Source organism: Brevibacillus sp. BD137, from assembly GCF_041644655.1.
GTDB lineage: Bacteria > Bacillota > Bacilli > Brevibacillales > Brevibacillaceae > Brevibacillus > Brevibacillus brevis_D.
In genome coordinates this window covers 67,904-84,732 of record NZ_JAOTNO010000002.1, presented here as the reverse complement: position 1 = coordinate 84,732, position 16,829 = coordinate 67,904, and the positions used below count along the sequence as shown (strand labels likewise).

Below are 16,829 nucleotides of genomic sequence, written 5' to 3'. Positions count from 1 at the left end.
ACTGACTCTCCTCCTTGCCAAAACACCTTAGCCGATGACTTTGACGACATTGCCCTCGCTATCGGTAATATTGGTTTTCACAATATTAATGGCAATTCCTTTCAGGGAAGGAATCTCAAAGCTGCTTTCCTTTGGAAGCAACTGCTTGGTAAGCGCAAGCGTTGTCGCATCATCGAGAACAAATCGAATCATTTCCTCTTCTGGAATACACGCTGGCTTCTCTCCTGCCTCAAATACAACGCGGACATCAGGTCCCACAAGGCTTAGGCTTTCCCCTTTGCGCATACGTCCGCGGAGAATTTTTCCGATGACTTCCGCTTGCTTAGCTCCCAGCCTCAAGGTCGAAGGCGTTTTTTTCAAGAAGCCATTTTTTCCTGGCTCCCATCCAAGCTGGCTGACGAACAAATAAGCCGTGCTGGAGCCCTCTTGTTCCATTCCTTTTTGAACAGCATCAGTTACCGTAGAATGGTTAAGGAGAGAATCCCGCTCGAGATCGGTTATGTAGAAAGGCATGTACGGCAAGCCAGATTGAAGTACGCCACGAGTATTCCAAGCCATCATCGCATCGAGTTCATCACCTGTAATCCCAACCATTTGCAAAAATTGCACCCGCCCATTCGGCGTATCCATTTCGGCAAGCTGTGGGTCTGTCACAAAAGCGAGCGCAGTCAGTTGGGTATCGGAGCCCAAGCATATCGGACCGTTTGCATCCAAATGATCCCCTGCTTGAAACACATTGCCCGTGTTGAATACGTAACGCCCCATATTTTGAAGCAAATTCAGCGCCCAAGCAGGCGGTTCTTCCTCGTCGTCCTTTCGTGCCAATCGAAACGTCAATTCAAAGCCAAAACCACTTTCTTCTTCATTCTCGGACTCTTTTTCATACAACTCGGTGAATCCATACGTGACAAAATGCCAATGCGGGTTAGGCTCGTCTGATAGGTAGGCGCTTATTCCATCCAATGGATCGTTTCCACCCAGCGCATACGAGATAAGCGTACCGTAATGCTTAGGCTCCTGCTCTCCATAAATCTTTCTCATCTCCTGATCAATGGCATCCCAGCCCGCTGACATCATTTCATCGTTCATTTCTTCGCTCATCTCTCTTCCTCCCATGTCATGACTGTCTTAACAATAGCCAAAATGAAATTTGGATACTCTAGTAGACGGTCAATACCATTTAGCAAATTACATCGTTCTCATTCCTTTCTATTCAAAAGTCTTTAATAGGTTTGTGTTATCCCATTTGGAACGACTGGCTTCGACAACCAGTGCTGGTCGGTTTGCACATGATTTTTGCGCACAAACTTGGCGGCAGAGTGTTTAAAATCTTCGTACGGAAACCTCCCCGCTACTCGTACCACGTACCCCTCTTGCTCTCCACCGAAGACAGATTGCTTGGTGTAGCAACTTTTTACGGTCTCTTCCTTCCAAATCCCTCTGTACAAGACAGGTGCTGTTTCCAAGCCAAGTAGTTCGGCCCATTCTACCGTTTCATCCCACGACAAGCATTCATTGTTTTCATTCCAGATCGAGAACACGTAGAAATAGCTCGTTAGATGGCCGTAATAGATGGAGTGCAGCGCATATACATTTTCCCCACAAATTCTCCAGCCTTCCGGGATATGAAACGAAATCATCCCGTGCAGCATCTTTACCCAATGTCTAGATGCATGATCTTTGCTATCCAGTGACCGTGCATGGATATGGTTTCGGTACAGCGTGGTATTTTCTCCATCCAGCTTTTCTGTCACGACTACTTCTTTTCCCTCGAAATGACAAACCGTTCGCAAGATTTTATCATCGTCGGTTCTACTTCTTGACCAGGGTAAATGAAAGGTTCTCGGATATTTTTTCAACATCGTTATTCACCTCCTTATTTGGCATAGGCATCTCCTTCCTTGAAGAAGTACAGCTTCCACAGGTACTCTTCGCCCAATAAATGATAAATCTCGGAAATATCTTGCTGCGTTCCGTAGTTAATCTTCATGTGCATTTGAATCAGGTTGACGACTTCGAAAATAAAATCATCGTCGAATCCTAATTCTTTTAAGAAATGGCAAGCAATTTGTGCAGATACATGCTCATGTCCGAAGTAGGAGTAATGGCCTTTCAACGGCTTGTAGGTCTTGCAAAATGGTTTTCCTGTATCGTGAAACAAGGCGACCACTTGCATGAGAAATTTGTCTTCTTCCGTGTAAAAGGCGTTTACATAATCGAAAACATGATAGGTATGCTTGCACAAAGGGTACTGATGGTAAGGATTTTCCTGATTAAATTGATACATCTCTTTGAAGATCGGAATGGCATTCAACCTGTCGAACAGCTCTTCATAGGAGGGTTCATTTTGAAGCAACTGAACGAACTCTTCTTTTTCAATGGCATATGGAACTGGCTCGTGCAAGAGATGAATGTGATCCCAGCCTTCATTCTTGATGGGAAAATGAAAGTTCTTCCGCATCTTCGCCAAGATGTATTCGTCTACGGTTCTCTTTCGGGCTTGATTGCGCTCTAGGCAAACGGAATAGGGAACATCGACGTAATAGCATTCCTTCTGGACATCGGGAAATTTGGACAGGACCTTCATTCTCTTCTCTCTGTCAATATTGGTTGCGTCTAAGATGACATTCCTTCCATTCGCCAGCTCCGTTGCGATTTTCGAATAAACCTCAAAAAATACTTGCGCCGACTTTTTTTGTTTTCGCTCATCACCGAATAAGTTCTGGCGAATTTCATCCGTAGACACGATGATAGCTCGTTCCTTTTTGGCAATTTCTTGCGCCCACTTGCTTTTGCCACTGCCCGCAATGCCTGACAGGACGATTAATTTCTTTTTCACTTATATCTCACCTCCTTTCAATGAAAACAAATTATTCGACATGCTTTTCCAATATTATACACACTTCGCGTATGGATGGCACCCTTCTTTGTTCCTAGATTTTCCGTTCTTTACAGCCACGGACCAAAGAAGTTCTGTACAGCTTGCTCGGAATAGCTATCTTCCCCCCGCCAGTTCACGACGGCGAAAAAGTCATTCTTCCCGCCACGCCCTGGTCTGTCCTTGCTTGGAGCCAAGATCCCAGCGGATGCAAGAATTTCCATGAAGACATCCCGTTCGTTCTTGCTAGATGGAAAGACACCCTGGAGGCGCTTCTCCAGTTGACGAGCGGCATCGGTTGGTTCACTGCTGGCGATGATGGTTAGCACCTGACGGAGGATGGCTACATCTTCTTCCTGTACCGTAAGATTGTCTTCCTTTCTTAACAGTTCCAAATCAAGCATGAGGTATGGTAGATAGTTCAGGCGAATGCCGCCCCACTTGATTCTTTCAAAATTCAGGACATTCAAATCTTCGTCGGTATATAGCTCTCGCCCAGCGATATAGTAACGGTCGCATTTATGGCAGTCCCCGTACATGGAAAAATAGGTACCGTTTTCTGGATTTGTATACTTCCCTGCATTACTTTCAAACGTATGAGCCGTCAAATGCTCCGTCAAAGCCCAACTAGACAAGGCGCTGCGCAGGTACACCTTTCGCGTCGAGAGACTGTGCAAAAACGCTGTGGTGACTTGCTCTTTTGTCACTTTTTCATGCAAAGCAATGATTTTATCTATGCATTCCTCGTGACTAATCGTTAGCGGGTCAAACATGAGATCTTTGCTTTTTGCGTATTCAAAATCTGCTCCCGAAAAATCGTATGGACGACTCTTCCAGCCGTTACTGCTCCAAAATGTCTTCATCAAGATTTGCTTTGCTTTTTTATCCATAAAGGAATTCTCCTTTTTCTTCAGCTTTCCATATTTTAGTGCAGATCGGGCGTATGAAAAAAGAGTCCAACGTGTAAAAGATCGTTGGACTCTGATTGCGTGCTATCAGGTACCGCAAAACGTTTGGTAAGGACATGCTGATTCCGCTGGTAAAGTCGTGTATTCTACCTGTTCAAGCGTGTAGGCAAAGGGATCAGAAAGGACTGTCAGGAGCCGTTCCATCACCGTGTAGTCGCCCTCTTTCCATGCTGCTTCCAATGCTTCTTCTACCCGATGGTTCCGCGGAATGACTGCCGGGTTGTTCTTTTTCATTCCCTGTTGTACCGCGTCGGTGTCTTCTGGCTGTCTCGTTAGTCGTGCTTTCCACTGCTCATGCCATTCCGTGAATTCGCTCGTGCCAAACAGCACAGTCTCTTCTGGTTGATTAAGCGTGAGAGCACGAAATGTATTCGTATAATCTGCACGGTGCTCCTTCATCATGTTGAGCAAACCCTCGATCAACGCTTCGTCTTGCTCCTCTTCGTTAAACAAACCGAGCTTTGCCCGCATTCCTGTGAGCCAATTGCTATGATACAGCTTGCTAAATTCGGCAAGGGCATCTTCGGCTATTTTCACTGCCTGCGCTTCATTTTCATGCAGCAACGGCAATAAGCTTTCCGCAAAACGAGAAAGATTCCAGACGGCTATGTATGGCTGATTTCCGTAAGCATAGCGGCCCTGAACGTCAATAGAACTAAATACCGTTGCAGGATCATAGGTGTCCATGAACGCGCAAGGACCGTAATCAATGGTTTCGCCACTGATCGCCATGTTGTCGGTGTTCATGACCCCGTGGATAAAGCCCACAAGCTGCCACTTGGCAATCAACGCTGCCTGCCGCTGGATGACTCCTTTTAGTAGGAGGAGATAGCGGTTTTCTTCTGCCTCGATCTCTGGAAAATGTCTTTGCAATGTGTAATCAGCTAACGCGCGGAGATCTTCTATGGAACAAAATCTTGCTGCGAATTGGAACGTGCCCACTCTGATATGACTGGCTGCGACACGCGTCAAAATGGCACCAGGCAGCTCGGAATCGCGATAGACAGACTCGCCAGTTGTCACTACTGCAAGGCTGCGAGTCGTAGGAATCCCAAGCCCATACATGGCCTCGCTAATGATGTATTCGCGCAGCATCGGGCCAAGGGCTGCTCTACCATCGCCGCCGCGTGAATAAGGTGTTCTGCCTGAACCTTTCAGTTGGATATCGAAGCGCTCGCCTGTAGGCGTAATCTGCTCACCAAGCAGGAGAGCCCGACCGTCGCCTAGCATGGTAAAATGGCCAAACTGATGCCCCGCATATGCTTGAGCGAGAGGCATTGCACCTTCCGGGGTTTTATTTCCCGCGAGCATGGCTATGACTTCTTCGCTTTGCAGAGCTTCGACATTCAGCCCTAGTGATTTTGCCAAACGTTCATTGAGAATGGCAAGCTTTGGCGAACGCACAGGTGGTGGATTGAGCCTAGAAAAAAACGATTTTGGCAGCGTAGTATAGCTGTTCTCGAAGTTCCATCCCGGTTCGATTGTTGGTTTTTTGTCAGTCATTGTATCTCCTTTTATCGATTGACGTTATTTGAATGGAGGTAATTGTACGCATGATACATTTTGCCAATTTATTATACCCTTTTCTTGCAAGATAGGAGCACATTCGCACATTTTTAGCGCACTCCTCGCCGAATATCCTTCATGAGTTGGGGGAAAAATACCATTTACATAAAACCAAACGGTGTTATATCATCATAAAAGCAAAACCAAAAGGTGTTATATTTTTCACTACGAAACGGAGAGATTTTATCGTGGAACAGAACAATCAACAAACCGTAGAAGATATTAAGCAAACCATCGTTTTCGACGCCCCTATTCAAAAGGTATGGGAGAAAGTATCCACTGCGGACGCCATCTCAGCTTGGTTTATGCCAAATGACTTTCAGCCTGTAGTTGGTCATGAGTTTCATATCCAATCCCCTTTTGGCCCTTCTCCATGCAAAGTGCTGGAAGTAGAAGCACCACATCGCCTTTCTTTTGCTTGGGATACAGACGGTTGGGTTGTCTCTTTTCTTTTAAAAGATATGGGAGATAAAACGGAGTTTACTCTCATTCATGGTGGATGGAAAGCGGCAGATGAGATCATCGAAAAAGCAAACGCGAAGAGCGCAATGATTCGCGAGAAGATGAATCAAGGTTGGGTTGGTATTGTTCATGAGCGTCTGAAAAAGGTTGTGGAAGGCTAAATGTCTGCCTCAGCAGAAAAGGTTGATGTATTTCAAGCGATCGCTGACCCTACTCGTCGAGAAGTGCTTCGCTTGCTAGCTGAAAAAGAATTGCCGATCTCAGCAATTACCTCTCATTTCCCCATAAGCCGAACGGCAGTAGTCAAGCATCTTCATATACTTGCTGACGCAGATTTGGTTACGGGACATAAGGTTGGTCGCGAGAAAATCTATCGTTTGCACCCCGGTCCCTTGACAGAAGTAAAGCAGTGGCTTTCCTTTTACGAGCAGTTTTGGAACAATAAGCTGTCTATGTTGAAGCACCTGGTGGAGACCGATGGAGATACGACGTTAACTGTCGTTCAGTCGGAACCGGATCAAACAAGGAAATAGTTTGTCATGTCTTCCCTCTTGATCGATTGACCAAAGATCAAGAGGGTTTTCTTTGATCAGGCAGTATGGATAGAAAAAAGACTGCCGGTTGCTCGACAGTCTGGCTCGTTCGCTTACTTATTCAACAGCTCGGTCAGTTCAGTGGATTCGGTCAAATGCAACGGTGCCGTTCCATAAGTTTTCCCATCTTCTGAATCAAACATATGGTTTTTGTTGTCTCCGCTCAATACGAAGAACAATGTCTTCGCCTTTACTTCTGTTTTGTTATCTGTATGAACAGTCGCTGGCAAAGTGTTTGTCGTTACTTCAGCGTAGTTGAATTCAACTGCCAAAGCCTCTTTCTTGTCCTTTTCCACCGCTTGGGTGCTCTCGTCAAAACGCATTTGGTCCGCAGGTGTTTCAAAACGTTTGTCCATGAGAGCAAGAATTTCCTTGAACTTGTTATCTTCCGGCTTCAGGGATGTTTTTTCCCCTTGCTTGTATACTACGATTTCTTGTGGAGCAGCGATCACCTGTTGCTCTTCTTTTTTCGCTTCTTCAGGTTTTTGCGTAGTTGCTTCACCCACTGGCTGTTGGGTGCCAGTTGTCGATTGATTTTGATTTGTTGGTTGCTCTGTAGGTTGCGTGTTGCCGCAAGCAGTAAGGACTGCTAGCAGGAGTGCAGCTGGGATCAATGCTGACTTTTTCATGTTGAGGACCACCTTTTACATATTCTCTCCACTGTTATACGCGAACACGTCCGTGTGTTTGAACGAGATGTGGAGTGCTTTTGACCAAAGCATTATATTACAATAAAATTAACCTTGCAAATAATCACCAATTGTTGTATTCGTGCAAGCAAGCCATCATGAATGGGAAAGATGAGAGAAGGCAGTACCATTTGAACGACGGACTCATTTTATAAGGAGATACTTCATGACTCATCAAAAAATCATTCATTTCAGTGATAAGGACCTGGATGGCGTATCTTGTGCAATCCTGAGTCAAATTGCTTTCTCCAATCAAGAAGTCGATTACCGCGGAGTGACTCCTTACACGGTCAATCAAGAAGTTCAAAAGTTTCTCGAAGAAGAGCTTACCCCCGATATGTATGTCGTGATTTCCGATGTAAGTGTCAATAACGAGGTCGGAACGCTCATTCAGAAAAAGGTCGATCAGGGACATGTATTTGTCTTGATCGATCATCACCCAACTGCCTTACCGTTGGCTTCCACGTACGAATGGGCAAAGGTTATTACCGAAGAATCAGGGAAAAAGACTTCGGCAACGAGCCTTTATTATGATTATCTGGTAAACCAGGGATATCTGACTCCTACAGGCGTTCTCTCTGACTATGTGGAGCTGGTTCGTGCCTTTGATACGTGGGACTGGGATGCAACCGGTACGGTACAAGCCAATCAACTGAACATTTTATTCTATATGGTCGAGCGAGACAGGTTTATTCAGAATGTGCTGGGACGCTTGCGTGGTGAAGGTACTCATACGGATCAGTTCGTATTTGACGAAGTAGAATCGATCCTCATCTATACAGAAGAAAAGCGAATGGATGAATTTGAGCATAAAAAGCTGAAGCAAATGAAGCTAATTCCGGTAGAGATTGATTTAGACGAGCCAAAAACGTATCAAGTGGGCGTGGTTTTCCTCGAACAATATCACTCCACGACAGGCAATTTCTTATGTAAAAATGCGGAAATGATTGATTTCGTCGCGATGCTCGATCCCGGGAAAGGCAGAATCAGCTTTCGAACGATTCGAGAAGATGTGAATCTGTCTGTGATCGCCCAGCATTACGGTGGTGGCGGTCATCCAAAGGCTTCCGGATGTTCCTTTACAGGCGTTACGTTAAAGGCTTTCGTGTACCCTGCTTTACGAACGAATTAGAAAGGTGAGGAAACCAAAACGGTTTTCCCCACCTTCTTCTTTTTTTAGAGACTTTTTATCCAACTACAATTCAACGATTTTTGTAGCGATGTTATTGCAAAACTCCCTGTCATGCTCCACAAAAAGAATCGTTGGCGAGTGTTCAAGGAGCAGCTCTTCAATTTGCATGCGAGAAATGACGTCGATAAAGTTTAATGGCTCATCCCAAATATGAAGATGGGCTTTCTCGCAAAGACTTTTCGCAATGAGTACTTTCTTCTTCTGTCCGCCACTAAAAGCAGAGATATCCTTTTCAAATTGCACACGGGAAAAGTCCAGCTTGCGCAAAATCGATTTAAACAGGCTTTCCTCAATCTCATTGTCCCGGGCAAAGTCAGTTAGATTGCCCTTTAAATGGGAAGTGTCTTGAGAAACATACGAGATTTTCAGTTGACTTCCCTTTCTGAATGTCCCCGTATGTTGAATGTTCTCCCCGCAAATGAGCTTGAGAATGCTGGATTTTCCTGAACCATTCTTTCCTGACAGCGCTATACGCTCTCCTTGCTCAATCGTAAAGCTGACATCTGCGCAAACAAGCTTCTCTCCGTAAGAAATCGAGACGTTCTCCAGTTCGGCCAGTTGATTTTTGTGATAAGCAAGCTGTGCAATCTTTAAGCTTTCCTGATTTTCAATGTTTTTCAGTAGCTTCGATTTTTCATCAATAGCGGATTGCTGTCTTTGCTCCATCGATTTGGAGCGTTTCATCATTTTCGCAGCCTTGTGGCCAACATACCCTTTGTCTAATTTGGAACCGGAATTCAATGTTCCATTTTTCGTCTTTTCCACAGCGTCCGACCAGTTACTTGTGCGTTTGGCTGCGTCCGACAAGCGTTTAATGTCTTTTTTGAGCTTCTCATTCTCAGCGAGCTCATAGTTATCCTGTCTCTGTTTATTTTCCCACCAATCGGAGAAGGTTCCTTTTTGCACCTCAATGTTCGTCTTGTTGATGGACAAGATGTGGTCGACACAGTTGTCTAGAAATGCGCGGTCGTGGGACACCAGAATATAGCCGCTTTTCGAATGGAGATAATCACTGACGAGCTCCCTTGCATGCATGTCGAGGTGATTAGTTGGCTCATCAATTAACAAAAAACTGTTTTCCTTTAGAAATAAGGCGGCTAACATCACTTTCGTTTGCTCCCCGTTAGACAAAGATTCAAAGGGCCGATATAGAACATCGTCTGAAACCTTTAAGAGGGAGAACTCGCGCATTAATTCCCATAACTGATAGTCCGGGACAATGTCTTGAACGATATCAAGGGTAAGATATTCTTTGTTCTCGACTTGGAAAGGAAAGTATTCAAAGCTGACTTGAGCACTAATCTTTCCGCTGTATTCATACTTACCAAGCAACAGGTTGAGAAAAGTTGTCTTCCCCCTACCGTTTCTTCCCGTAAAGCCCAATTTCCAATCCGTATCGATTTGGAAGCTCACATTTTCAAAAATGTTATCAAAACTGCCTTCATAGGCAAACGTCAAGTTATTTACACTGATTAATGACATACAATCATCCCCCTGTACGCAAAAAAATAGAAAAGCTACAAGAAAGTTACTCTCTTGTAGCTCAAATAAATACAGCAAATCCAACTCAAAAAAATGGAGTTAGATAAGGATATATTGTTTGAGTGAAGAGATATAAGTAACTTTCTTGCACATAAAGAATAAAACACGCGAAAGATATCGCAGTTTGTTTTATTTTTTAAGCAAGAAAATTATCCATTATACTCTTCAGCTCCAGTCATTAAGTTAACAGCATCATATCATAATCATTTGCACCTTTCAACAAGGAATATTTCCGTTTTTTTACTGTAGCTTCTATTGAAAACACGTGTTCCTTGGAACAATCCTCTCGCTCGACAATTTTTCTACAAGAAATTTTTTCCATATAGAGCAGGAAGTTTCAAATTCACCCAGAATTCTCATTATTGAAATTCTTTAACTTATTGCAATTATATGGAGGAGTTAAACTATGAAAAAAGTAGTAAGAGGTTTGGGTATTCTCGTCTTGGCATCATCATTCTTGTTCGTCCCGACTCAAGCAGCAGATGCAGTAGGAAAAGGAAAAGACTCTAACGCCCGTCCACAAAAATATATCTTTGATGGAAACTGGAAGTACGGTGATACGTTAGTAGTGGCATACGATACGTTCTTTCCGAATGGATGGATTTCGATTGAAAAAGAGCCACATCGTGGAGCACAGCTTGGATATGAAGTAGCGAAATATATTAATGGCGCGAATTATGGGCAAGTGGAAAGAAGCTTGAGCTTTAACGTTCCTCCTGGTTGGGTAGAAATCGGTCGAGGTTATAATAGCAAAAGACAGGCTTATATCGATATCAGAAATGAGAATAAAAAACGGTACCAACCTCAAGAGCTGGAAAATAAATGGGTCGGTACCGGGGTGCCTGTACCATATGGCTGGGTCGTAGTAAGTGTTAGTCTCTATGAAAAACATATCGTAAATATCACCAGTATCCCTACTGAATCCAGCATTGAAGCGATGAAGCATCCTTCACCATCCTTTGCTTATGAAATCCCTAGAGGCTGGGAAATTACTGTAGATGGAGAGCATTCTCGAATTCTCACAAGAAAGTACTAATCCTAACAGATACAATCTGTTAGGAAATGAGATAATGAAACGACCTGTAGGTAGCACGATGGAAAACCATTTGTGTAACCCACAGGTCGTTTTCGTTATTCGAAATGTAGCTCTCAGCGGCTTTCGATTAGTTGTACAGTTGAATCCAATTGCCAGAAGGAACCTCCGTGACAAAATAACAGCATCCCCTGGTTATGGTATTTTTCCAAACAAAATTGTTTTCAGTAATTTCAGTATTGACTAAAATAACTGAAATTACTTAAGATAATACACATAACATCTTTTAGGAAGTGATGCACATGAAAAAGTCTGCTTTGATTAGTGCTGTGCTCTTGTTTATCACTATACTCGTAGGGGTTCTTGGCACCTACAGCATCATAATTGCGCTACCATTTATTGGAGAGGAATTACATCTGAATCCAGTGGAGCAAGGTGCGATCATGAGTGTATATTTTTTAGGCTTCGCGATTTTTACCATTCCTGGAGGGATCATTGCTGATAAACGAGGATCGAAGCAAATTATTATAATCAGCGTGGTACTGTGGGCAATATTGACTGCGCTTACAGGGGCGGTCACAAGTTTTGCAGCCTTACTCGTTGTCCGTTTTTTGTTGGGGGTTATCGATGCCCCACTAATGCCTGCTATGTATAAAGCGATTGCCGAACGAACACCTGCAAACATCCGTACGACCACAATATCTATCGTTTCATCAGCGGAACCAATTGGGTCTGGACTTGCCCCTTTTCTCGTAGCACCATTGATTGCAATACTGGGATGGCAGGAAGCTACTTTTGTTACAGCATCAATCGGCCTGCTCTTGGTCCCCATTCTCTTGATATTCCTTCCCCGTCCTTTCGTAATGGAACAACCTTCAAGCTCAGATTCAAGCTCGGCATCAAAATCGAATCCTATCCCTTTACTATCTCTATTACGTAACATCGATTTGTGGAAACTAACAGGTATGCTCAGCGGAATTAATATCGTGATGATTGGATGCATGACATGGGTACCTACCTACTTAACAACGGAAAAACATCTTGCTATTACCGAATCGGGCTTATATGCATCGCTTCCTCTTCTCATTTCCATGCTTGGCTATTTGGCAGGCGGTTGGTTATTTGACCGTTATTTTTATCAAAAGTTTCGAACGATGGTCATTCCGTCCATTCTGGTCTCAGCGATTTTCCTTACGCTTATGATCCTAACTGACGATGTCAACCTGTTTATGTTGTTTGAGTCTATTTCTTTGTTTTTTCTATCCCTTACCACTCAACCTATTATTGGACTTACCATGCGTCTCATTCCCTCAGATGCTATGGGCACTGCTACTGGAATCCTGTTAACTGGAGGAAAGCTGGCAAGTATTTTTACACCAATCGTGATGGGCGCATTCATTCAGGCGTACTCCTTTCAAGCCGGTTTTTCCCTTTTGCTAGTAGGTGCAGGAATCTCTTTTGTTTCAGCCTTTCTTATCCATCTCAAAAGGAGTGAGTAGTTTGACTAATTTCATTCAAAAACTGCTGCAAGAAATGCCTGATTTCTCACATTTTCTAACTATTGAAGAATTGGACACCTCTTCCCGTGAATTAGCAGCCGCCTATCCACATCTTGTTACCCTCAGTACCATCGGTCACTCAACAGAAGGACACCCAATCCACATGCTACGAATTGGAAATGGCCAGCATCGAGCGCTGTTTGTCGGTTGTCCGCATCCAAATGAACCGATTGGAGCTCTATCGTTAGAGTATCTCAGCAAAAAGCTATGTGAGGATTCTGCCCTATTAGAGCAAATGGATTATACCTTCTATATCATCAAAGAAATCGATGTGGATGGTTGCAGACTGAATGAGGGGTGGTACGGTGGCCCATTTTCTCCAGATCGTTACATCCGCAGCTACTATCGTCCCAGTATGCTCGAACAAGTTGAATGGACATTCCCGTATGCGTATAAAACGTTGAGCTTCAGCGAGCCCATTCCTGAAACCGTAGCATTTATGCGGGCGATTGATGAAGCCAAGCCGCATTTCCTCAACAGCTTGCACAGCTCCGATCAAACGGGAACGTTTTATTATGTATCGACGCCTCTTCCCGACGCATTGTGCCAACAGATCGTAAAACTGACCCATGATCATCAATTACCGCTGATGATCGGCGAACCGGAGGCACCATTCATGCCCCCTATCCAACCCGGTTTTTATCAGCTACCTGAGCTGTCTGCTATGTACGATTACTACCAAAGCATCCTGCCTACTGGAGAAGACCCTGCAAAAGCAATCCTCATGGGGGGCTCATCCCGCGATTATGCTGGGACACGTTACCATACCTTTTGCCTTGTTTCGGAAATATCATTGTTTACGGATCCAAGGATGGGAGATAAATCTGAAACCACTCATAGCTACAAGGATGCTACGCTGGACATAGCCAAACTGGAAGGTGAGCATTTTGCATTTTTATCCAAACAGTACCAAAGCGCACAGGCATTCATAACAATCCCAACCAAATTTCAGCGATCTGTAGAGGATTTTCTGATCGGTATGGAGGAAGTTCGAGCCCATCATTTAAAATCAGCTGAAAGTGATGAAACTTTAGCACGCTTCGCAACAGTAGCTGAAATGTTTGACTTGAAACTACGCACTTTATGGAGTTCTCTATGCTGCTGCAGCATGCTGATCCGCATGCTGGATGCCCAGCCCGACAACATCACCCTTTCAGAAATTCGAGCAGAATCAGAAAAATGGCTGGATCAAGGCTTACAAGAGCTACTCTCCTTTTTTAACTGGTCGATGCGTCCGCTGCGCGAATTGTGCGGTGTCCAGCTAGGTTCAGCCTTGATGATAATGGAGCATCTTCGTCAAACCAATGATAGCACTGCCACGCCACTAAAATAAGGATTGATGTGAGCGCCTGTCAGCAGACCAGGCGCATTTTCTTTTGTTATTTTCTGAAGAAAGCGATGACTATTGATAGTATAATAGACAAAAGCATGGATATCGGGCAAAACGAGGAAAAAGGAGTCTTGAAGTTGGACAAATTAACGGCGGAAACGATGCAATTGATTGAAGAAATGGCTCTCCATCATGAAAATCAAGGATTATCCAGAATTGCTGGCCGGATTATTGGACTGTTGATGGTCTCTCAGCACCCCCTTTCGTCCGAACAGATTGCCACTACATTGCAAGTCAGTCTAGGAAGTGTATCTACCAATATGCGCATTCTTTTAAAAATTGGAATCGCGGAAAAAAAGAGTGTGACAGGCGACCGTGTGAGTTATTACATCGTGGCACCAGACGCAATTGAGGAAGAATTTATACAGGGTTTAGAGCGAATCCTATCATTAAAGAATATTATAGAAAAAGGAATGCAAATTGAAGATTTGAAGCAAAGTGAGCAAGTTATGCAGCGATTCCATGAGATGCTGGAAGCAATTGAGCTATACAGGAAATCTCTCAATCAAATGCTCTCTGAGTGGAAGTCTCGTCGCATGTAACATCTAGCTCGTCTCAATATCGTATCAATGGAAAAGCAGAAAAGACAGCTTTGGCGTTGAAAAGCCAAAGCTGTCTTTTTTCATAAGAGGATGGCATCAATCATTTGGCTGGCGATAGCTCATCTTCCGTTACCCATTTGTAGTTCTTAACTTCTCCTCCCCCTGTCGTGGGAGTGTAATCGATCATATAGACTGTCGTTGTATTTGCCGTATCAAGCTTGCCTGATGCATCGAGCATCCCTTTCACATGGTCCGCCTTCAAGACGACTTCCGTTCCCGGGTTATACGGTTGCTTGATATGGTTCTTGATTTCTTCTTGAATGATCCATTTATAACCCTTCACAGGGGGCTCACCGGTTGTAGGCGTATAGGTCACTGAATAGGCAGTTGTGGCATAAGCCCCCACAATTTTCGCTTTCGCCCCTTGCATCCCCGGTTGGTGACTTGCTTTCAAGATGACTTCACTCCCTACTGTAAATGTAGGTTTCGGTACAATCTCTACTTGCTCCAGTACATCCGGTGCAGCAGCACCGCCACATGCACTTAACCCCATCGCGGTAATCAGCATGAGCGATAACAGTTTCCATTTTTTCATTCTAAACACCCCGAATTCTTTGTTGTCTGTCAAAGGTATTATGGGTACACAAGACCTTCCTTATCCACTTGCATCCAGCTCGTTATACAGCAACATCTTTTTCCTGCTAACCATTCTCATCATAGGAGTTTGGATGCTGTATCGCCTGCAATTCCGTGGCAGTAAAGCTCTTGTCCATACAGACGCACCATCCAAGTAAATTGTTTCTGTAAATAGGAAAACCAGTTCGAAGGACCTGCTCGTGTCCTGAACTGGTTTTCGTTCTATTTCGCTGCAAGTATGTACTGTCTGAATAAAGCAAGTGGCCGCAAAGAATGGTCGTAGAGCTCACTACTGAACACAACAATCATCTTTTGCGAAGGAACAACCAGTATGTACTGCCCCCCAAAGCCAAGGGCAAAATAATAGAAGTTGTCCTCTGTCCAATCCTTACTTAGATCGATTCGATCACTCCACCAATGCAAGCCGTAAGACCCTATCCTCTCGTATGTCCAAAATTTTGGCTGAATCGACTCTTGAACCCACGCTGCTGAAACAATCTGCTTTTCTTGCCATTGACCTCCTTGCAGATAGAGTAACCCTAGCTTTGCCATATCACGTGAAGTAAGGCGTAATCCGTCTCCCCCGTTATGAACCCCCTGTCCGTCCGAATACCAATACGAATCTTCGATGTCCAGAGGCTGAAAGAGATGCTTTTTGGCAAAATCGTATGTGCTCATGCCTGTTGCTTTTTGCAGGATAGCAGACAGTAAATGAGAACAACCGGAATTGTAATTCATCTTCTCTCCCGGGCGGTCAAGCAACGGCCGATCCAGCACAAATCGCACCCAATCCGGACTGTAGAGCATCAGGGGAAATGATTGCCACTCGCCAAACTCTGGCCAATCAAAACCAGGTGACATCGTGAGCAAATGAAACAAGGTAATGGAACGTTTAACGGGATCGACTGACTTTTGCTCTAAATAGGGAAAGTAGAAAGTGATTGGTGTATCTAAGCCAGCAATCAGCCCTTGATCCAATGCAATCCCGATAAGCGCCGAGATAAAGCTTTTGGTGCAAGAATTGATCTTTTGAAGTTTTTGCGCTTGCTTCTTGTTTTTATGATATTCGTAGGCGAGATAACCGTCTTGAATGATGAGGCAGCTGACGACCTTTTCTTTTCTGATCTTTCTGTCAAATCCCTTGAGTAGCTCTGTATCTAAATGCGTTTTTGCAGGGTCTGCAAGTGGAAACAAGGGTGAACGCACGTGATTGTTCCTCCTTCGACCGATCGATATTTATTGCTCTTTCCCCGGTATTTCTCCCCGGAGGTAACGTTCGCCCCATTCACACATGAGATCCATGATTGGTTTCAGCGATTCTCCCAATTCACTCAATTCATACTCGACCTTTGGCGGTACTTGGCTGTACACGGTCCTGATGACGATTCCATCCTCTTCTAGCTCACGAAGCTGCTGAGTCAGGATTTTTTGGCTAATGTCCGGCATTTGTTTCTTCAATTCACTCGTTCGTTTGGGACCATAGTATAACTGACATAAAATTAAGGTTTTCCACTTGCCACCTAAAACATCTAGCGTTGCTTCAGAAGGAATTTGGTATGTATGTTTGAGCTTTGGCCTCATTGGTTGGCTATCCTCCCTCATGGCTTACCATTTTTTCAGGAACCTTTTTGTTCCTATGTTACTTTTTGGTATCGAAAGCACAAAAAAGTGCGTACTTTTCACTTTCCATTATATGGTGCATGATTCGGATATACCAGCCACTTACTTGTAAAACTGGAGGGCAGGAACATGGCGAATCGCCTACTGATCGCGAGAGGC

General features: G+C 44.2%; 17 protein-coding genes. 7 read left to right on the top strand and 10 right to left on the bottom strand.

The annotated features are described in order from the left end of the window. Window positions 1–27 precede the first annotated feature (27 nt). The 5 genes from ODZ53_RS04165 to ODZ53_RS04145 form a co-directional block, all read right to left on the bottom strand. The gene (locus ODZ53_RS04165; RefSeq protein ID WP_372676393.1) at window positions 28–1,089 is read right to left on the bottom strand and encodes a suppressor of fused domain protein; all 1,062 of its coding nucleotides are present in this window, start codon (window positions 1,087–1,089) and stop codon (window positions 28–30) included. 134 nt (window positions 1,090–1,223) lie between these two features. Continuing rightward, window positions 1,224–1,862, bottom strand: coding sequence for an RNA ligase family protein (locus tag ODZ53_RS04160; protein WP_372676040.1), 639 nt, complete (start codon window positions 1,860–1,862; stop codon window positions 1,224–1,226). A 14-nt stretch (window positions 1,863–1,876) separates the two neighbouring features. Then, window positions 1,877–2,839, bottom strand: a complete 963-nt coding sequence (locus ODZ53_RS04155) for an AAA family ATPase (RefSeq protein WP_372676039.1) — start codon at window positions 2,837–2,839, stop codon at window positions 1,877–1,879. A 110-nt stretch (window positions 2,840–2,949) separates the two neighbouring features. Continuing rightward, complete coding sequence (locus ODZ53_RS04150) at window positions 2,950–3,768, bottom strand: hypothetical protein (protein WP_372676038.1); 819 nt, start codon at window positions 3,766–3,768, stop codon at window positions 2,950–2,952. Window positions 3,769–3,873: 105 nt separating this feature from the next. Further along, a complete protein-coding gene (locus tag ODZ53_RS04145; RefSeq protein WP_372676037.1) occupies window positions 3,874–5,349 on the bottom strand; it encodes a protein adenylyltransferase SelO in 1,476 nt (491 codons plus the stop codon). 251 nt (window positions 5,350–5,600) lie between these two features. On the opposite strand from ODZ53_RS04145, the gene ODZ53_RS04140 reads away from it, so the two are divergent. Beyond that, a complete protein-coding gene (locus ODZ53_RS04140; RefSeq protein ID WP_372676036.1) occupies window positions 5,601–6,035 on the top strand; it encodes an SRPBCC family protein in 435 nt (144 codons plus the stop codon). Further along, a complete protein-coding gene (locus ODZ53_RS04135; RefSeq protein WP_372676035.1) occupies window positions 6,036–6,407 on the top strand; it encodes an ArsR/SmtB family transcription factor in 372 nt (123 codons plus the stop codon). Between the two features lie 113 nt (window positions 6,408–6,520). Here the strand turns inward: ODZ53_RS04135 and ODZ53_RS04130 are convergent, their stop codons facing one another. Then, on the bottom strand, window positions 6,521–7,096 hold the full coding sequence (locus tag ODZ53_RS04130) for a hypothetical protein (protein ID WP_372676034.1): 576 nt from the start codon (window positions 7,094–7,096) through the stop codon (window positions 6,521–6,523). A gap of 226 nt (window positions 7,097–7,322) precedes the next feature. On the opposite strand from ODZ53_RS04130, the gene ODZ53_RS04125 reads away from it, so the two are divergent. Next, window positions 7,323–8,288 carry a DHH family phosphoesterase gene (locus tag ODZ53_RS04125; protein ID WP_372676033.1) on the top strand — a complete coding sequence of 322 codons (966 nt, stop codon included), beginning with the start codon at window positions 7,323–7,325 and terminating at the stop codon, window positions 8,286–8,288. Window positions 8,289–8,351: 63 nt separating this feature from the next. Here the strand turns inward: ODZ53_RS04125 and ODZ53_RS04120 are convergent, their stop codons facing one another. Further along, window positions 8,352–9,830: an Lsa family ABC-F type ribosomal protection protein gene (locus ODZ53_RS04120; protein ID WP_372676032.1), complete on the bottom strand. Its 1,479-nt coding sequence runs from the start codon at window positions 9,828–9,830 to the stop codon at window positions 8,352–8,354. Between the two features lie 466 nt (window positions 9,831–10,296). Here ODZ53_RS04120 and ODZ53_RS04115 point away from each other — a divergent pair, with 466 nt between their 5' ends. The 4 genes from ODZ53_RS04115 to ODZ53_RS04100 all read left to right on the top strand — a co-directional run bounded on the left by ODZ53_RS04115 (window position 10,297) and on the right by ODZ53_RS04100 (window position 14,414). Further along, a complete protein-coding gene (locus ODZ53_RS04115) occupies window positions 10,297–10,926 on the top strand; it encodes a hypothetical protein (RefSeq protein WP_372676031.1) in 630 nt (209 codons plus the stop codon). Window positions 10,927–11,225: 299 nt separating this feature from the next. Next, window positions 11,226–12,422 carry an MFS transporter gene (locus tag ODZ53_RS04110; RefSeq protein WP_372676030.1) on the top strand — a complete coding sequence of 399 codons (1,197 nt, stop codon included), beginning with the start codon at window positions 11,226–11,228 and terminating at the stop codon, window positions 12,420–12,422. Window position 12,423: 1 nt separating this feature from the next. Then, window positions 12,424–13,815 (top strand): M14 family zinc carboxypeptidase, encoded by a 1,392-nt coding sequence (locus ODZ53_RS04105; protein ID WP_372676029.1) that lies wholly within the window; start codon window positions 12,424–12,426, stop codon window positions 13,813–13,815. Window positions 13,816–13,949: 134 nt separating this feature from the next. Beyond that, on the top strand, window positions 13,950–14,414 hold the full coding sequence (locus ODZ53_RS04100) for a GbsR/MarR family transcriptional regulator (RefSeq protein ID WP_372676028.1): 465 nt from the start codon (window positions 13,950–13,952) through the stop codon (window positions 14,412–14,414). Between the two features lie 100 nt (window positions 14,415–14,514). Here ODZ53_RS04100 and ODZ53_RS04095 read toward each other — a convergent pair whose 3' ends face one another. From ODZ53_RS04095 to ODZ53_RS04085, 3 genes are all read right to left on the bottom strand, one after another. Further along, the gene (locus tag ODZ53_RS04095) at window positions 14,515–15,009 is read right to left on the bottom strand and encodes a YdhK family protein (RefSeq protein ID WP_372676027.1); all 495 of its coding nucleotides are present in this window, start codon (window positions 15,007–15,009) and stop codon (window positions 14,515–14,517) included. 263 nt (window positions 15,010–15,272) lie between these two features. Beyond that, a complete protein-coding gene (locus ODZ53_RS04090; protein ID WP_372676026.1) occupies window positions 15,273–16,256 on the bottom strand; it encodes a serine hydrolase domain-containing protein in 984 nt (327 codons plus the stop codon). A gap of 30 nt (window positions 16,257–16,286) precedes the next feature. Further along, entirely contained in the window at window positions 16,287–16,631 is a 345-nt protein-coding gene (locus ODZ53_RS04085) for a winged helix-turn-helix transcriptional regulator (protein WP_372676025.1), read from the bottom strand. Window positions 16,632–16,829 lie beyond the last annotated feature (198 nt).

Bases quoted from the DNA above. Each gene is read 5' to 3' on its own strand.
- ODZ53_RS04160 (WP_372676040.1), bottom strand. From the start codon at position 1,862: ATGTTGAAAAAATATCCGAGAACCTTTCATTTACCCTGGTCAAGAAGT.
- ODZ53_RS04120 (WP_372676032.1), bottom strand. From the start codon at position 9,830: ATGTCATTAATCAGTGTAAATAACTTGACGTTTGCCTATGAAGGCAGT.
- ODZ53_RS04135 (WP_372676035.1), top strand. From the start codon at position 6,036: ATGTCTGCCTCAGCAGAAAAGGTTGATGTATTTCAAGCGATCGCTGAC.
- ODZ53_RS04110 (WP_372676030.1), top strand. From the start codon at position 11,226: ATGAAAAAGTCTGCTTTGATTAGTGCTGTGCTCTTGTTTATCACTATA.
- ODZ53_RS04125 (WP_372676033.1), top strand. From the start codon at position 7,323: ATGACTCATCAAAAAATCATTCATTTCAGTGATAAGGACCTGGATGGC.
- ODZ53_RS04085 (WP_372676025.1), bottom strand. From the start codon at position 16,631: ATGAGGCCAAAGCTCAAACATACATACCAAATTCCTTCTGAAGCAACG.
- ODZ53_RS04145 (WP_372676037.1), bottom strand. From the start codon at position 5,349: ATGACTGACAAAAAACCAACAATCGAACCGGGATGGAACTTCGAGAAC.
- ODZ53_RS04150 (WP_372676038.1), bottom strand. From the start codon at position 3,768: ATGGATAAAAAAGCAAAGCAAATCTTGATGAAGACATTTTGGAGCAGT.
- ODZ53_RS04095 (WP_372676027.1), bottom strand. From the start codon at position 15,009: ATGAAAAAATGGAAACTGTTATCGCTCATGCTGATTACCGCGATGGGG.
- ODZ53_RS04165 (WP_372676393.1), bottom strand. From the start codon at position 1,089: ATGAACGATGAAATGATGTCAGCGGGCTGGGATGCCATTGATCAGGAG.
- ODZ53_RS04115 (WP_372676031.1), top strand. From the start codon at position 10,297: ATGAAAAAAGTAGTAAGAGGTTTGGGTATTCTCGTCTTGGCATCATCA.
- ODZ53_RS04130 (WP_372676034.1), bottom strand. From the start codon at position 7,096: ATGAAAAAGTCAGCATTGATCCCAGCTGCACTCCTGCTAGCAGTCCTT.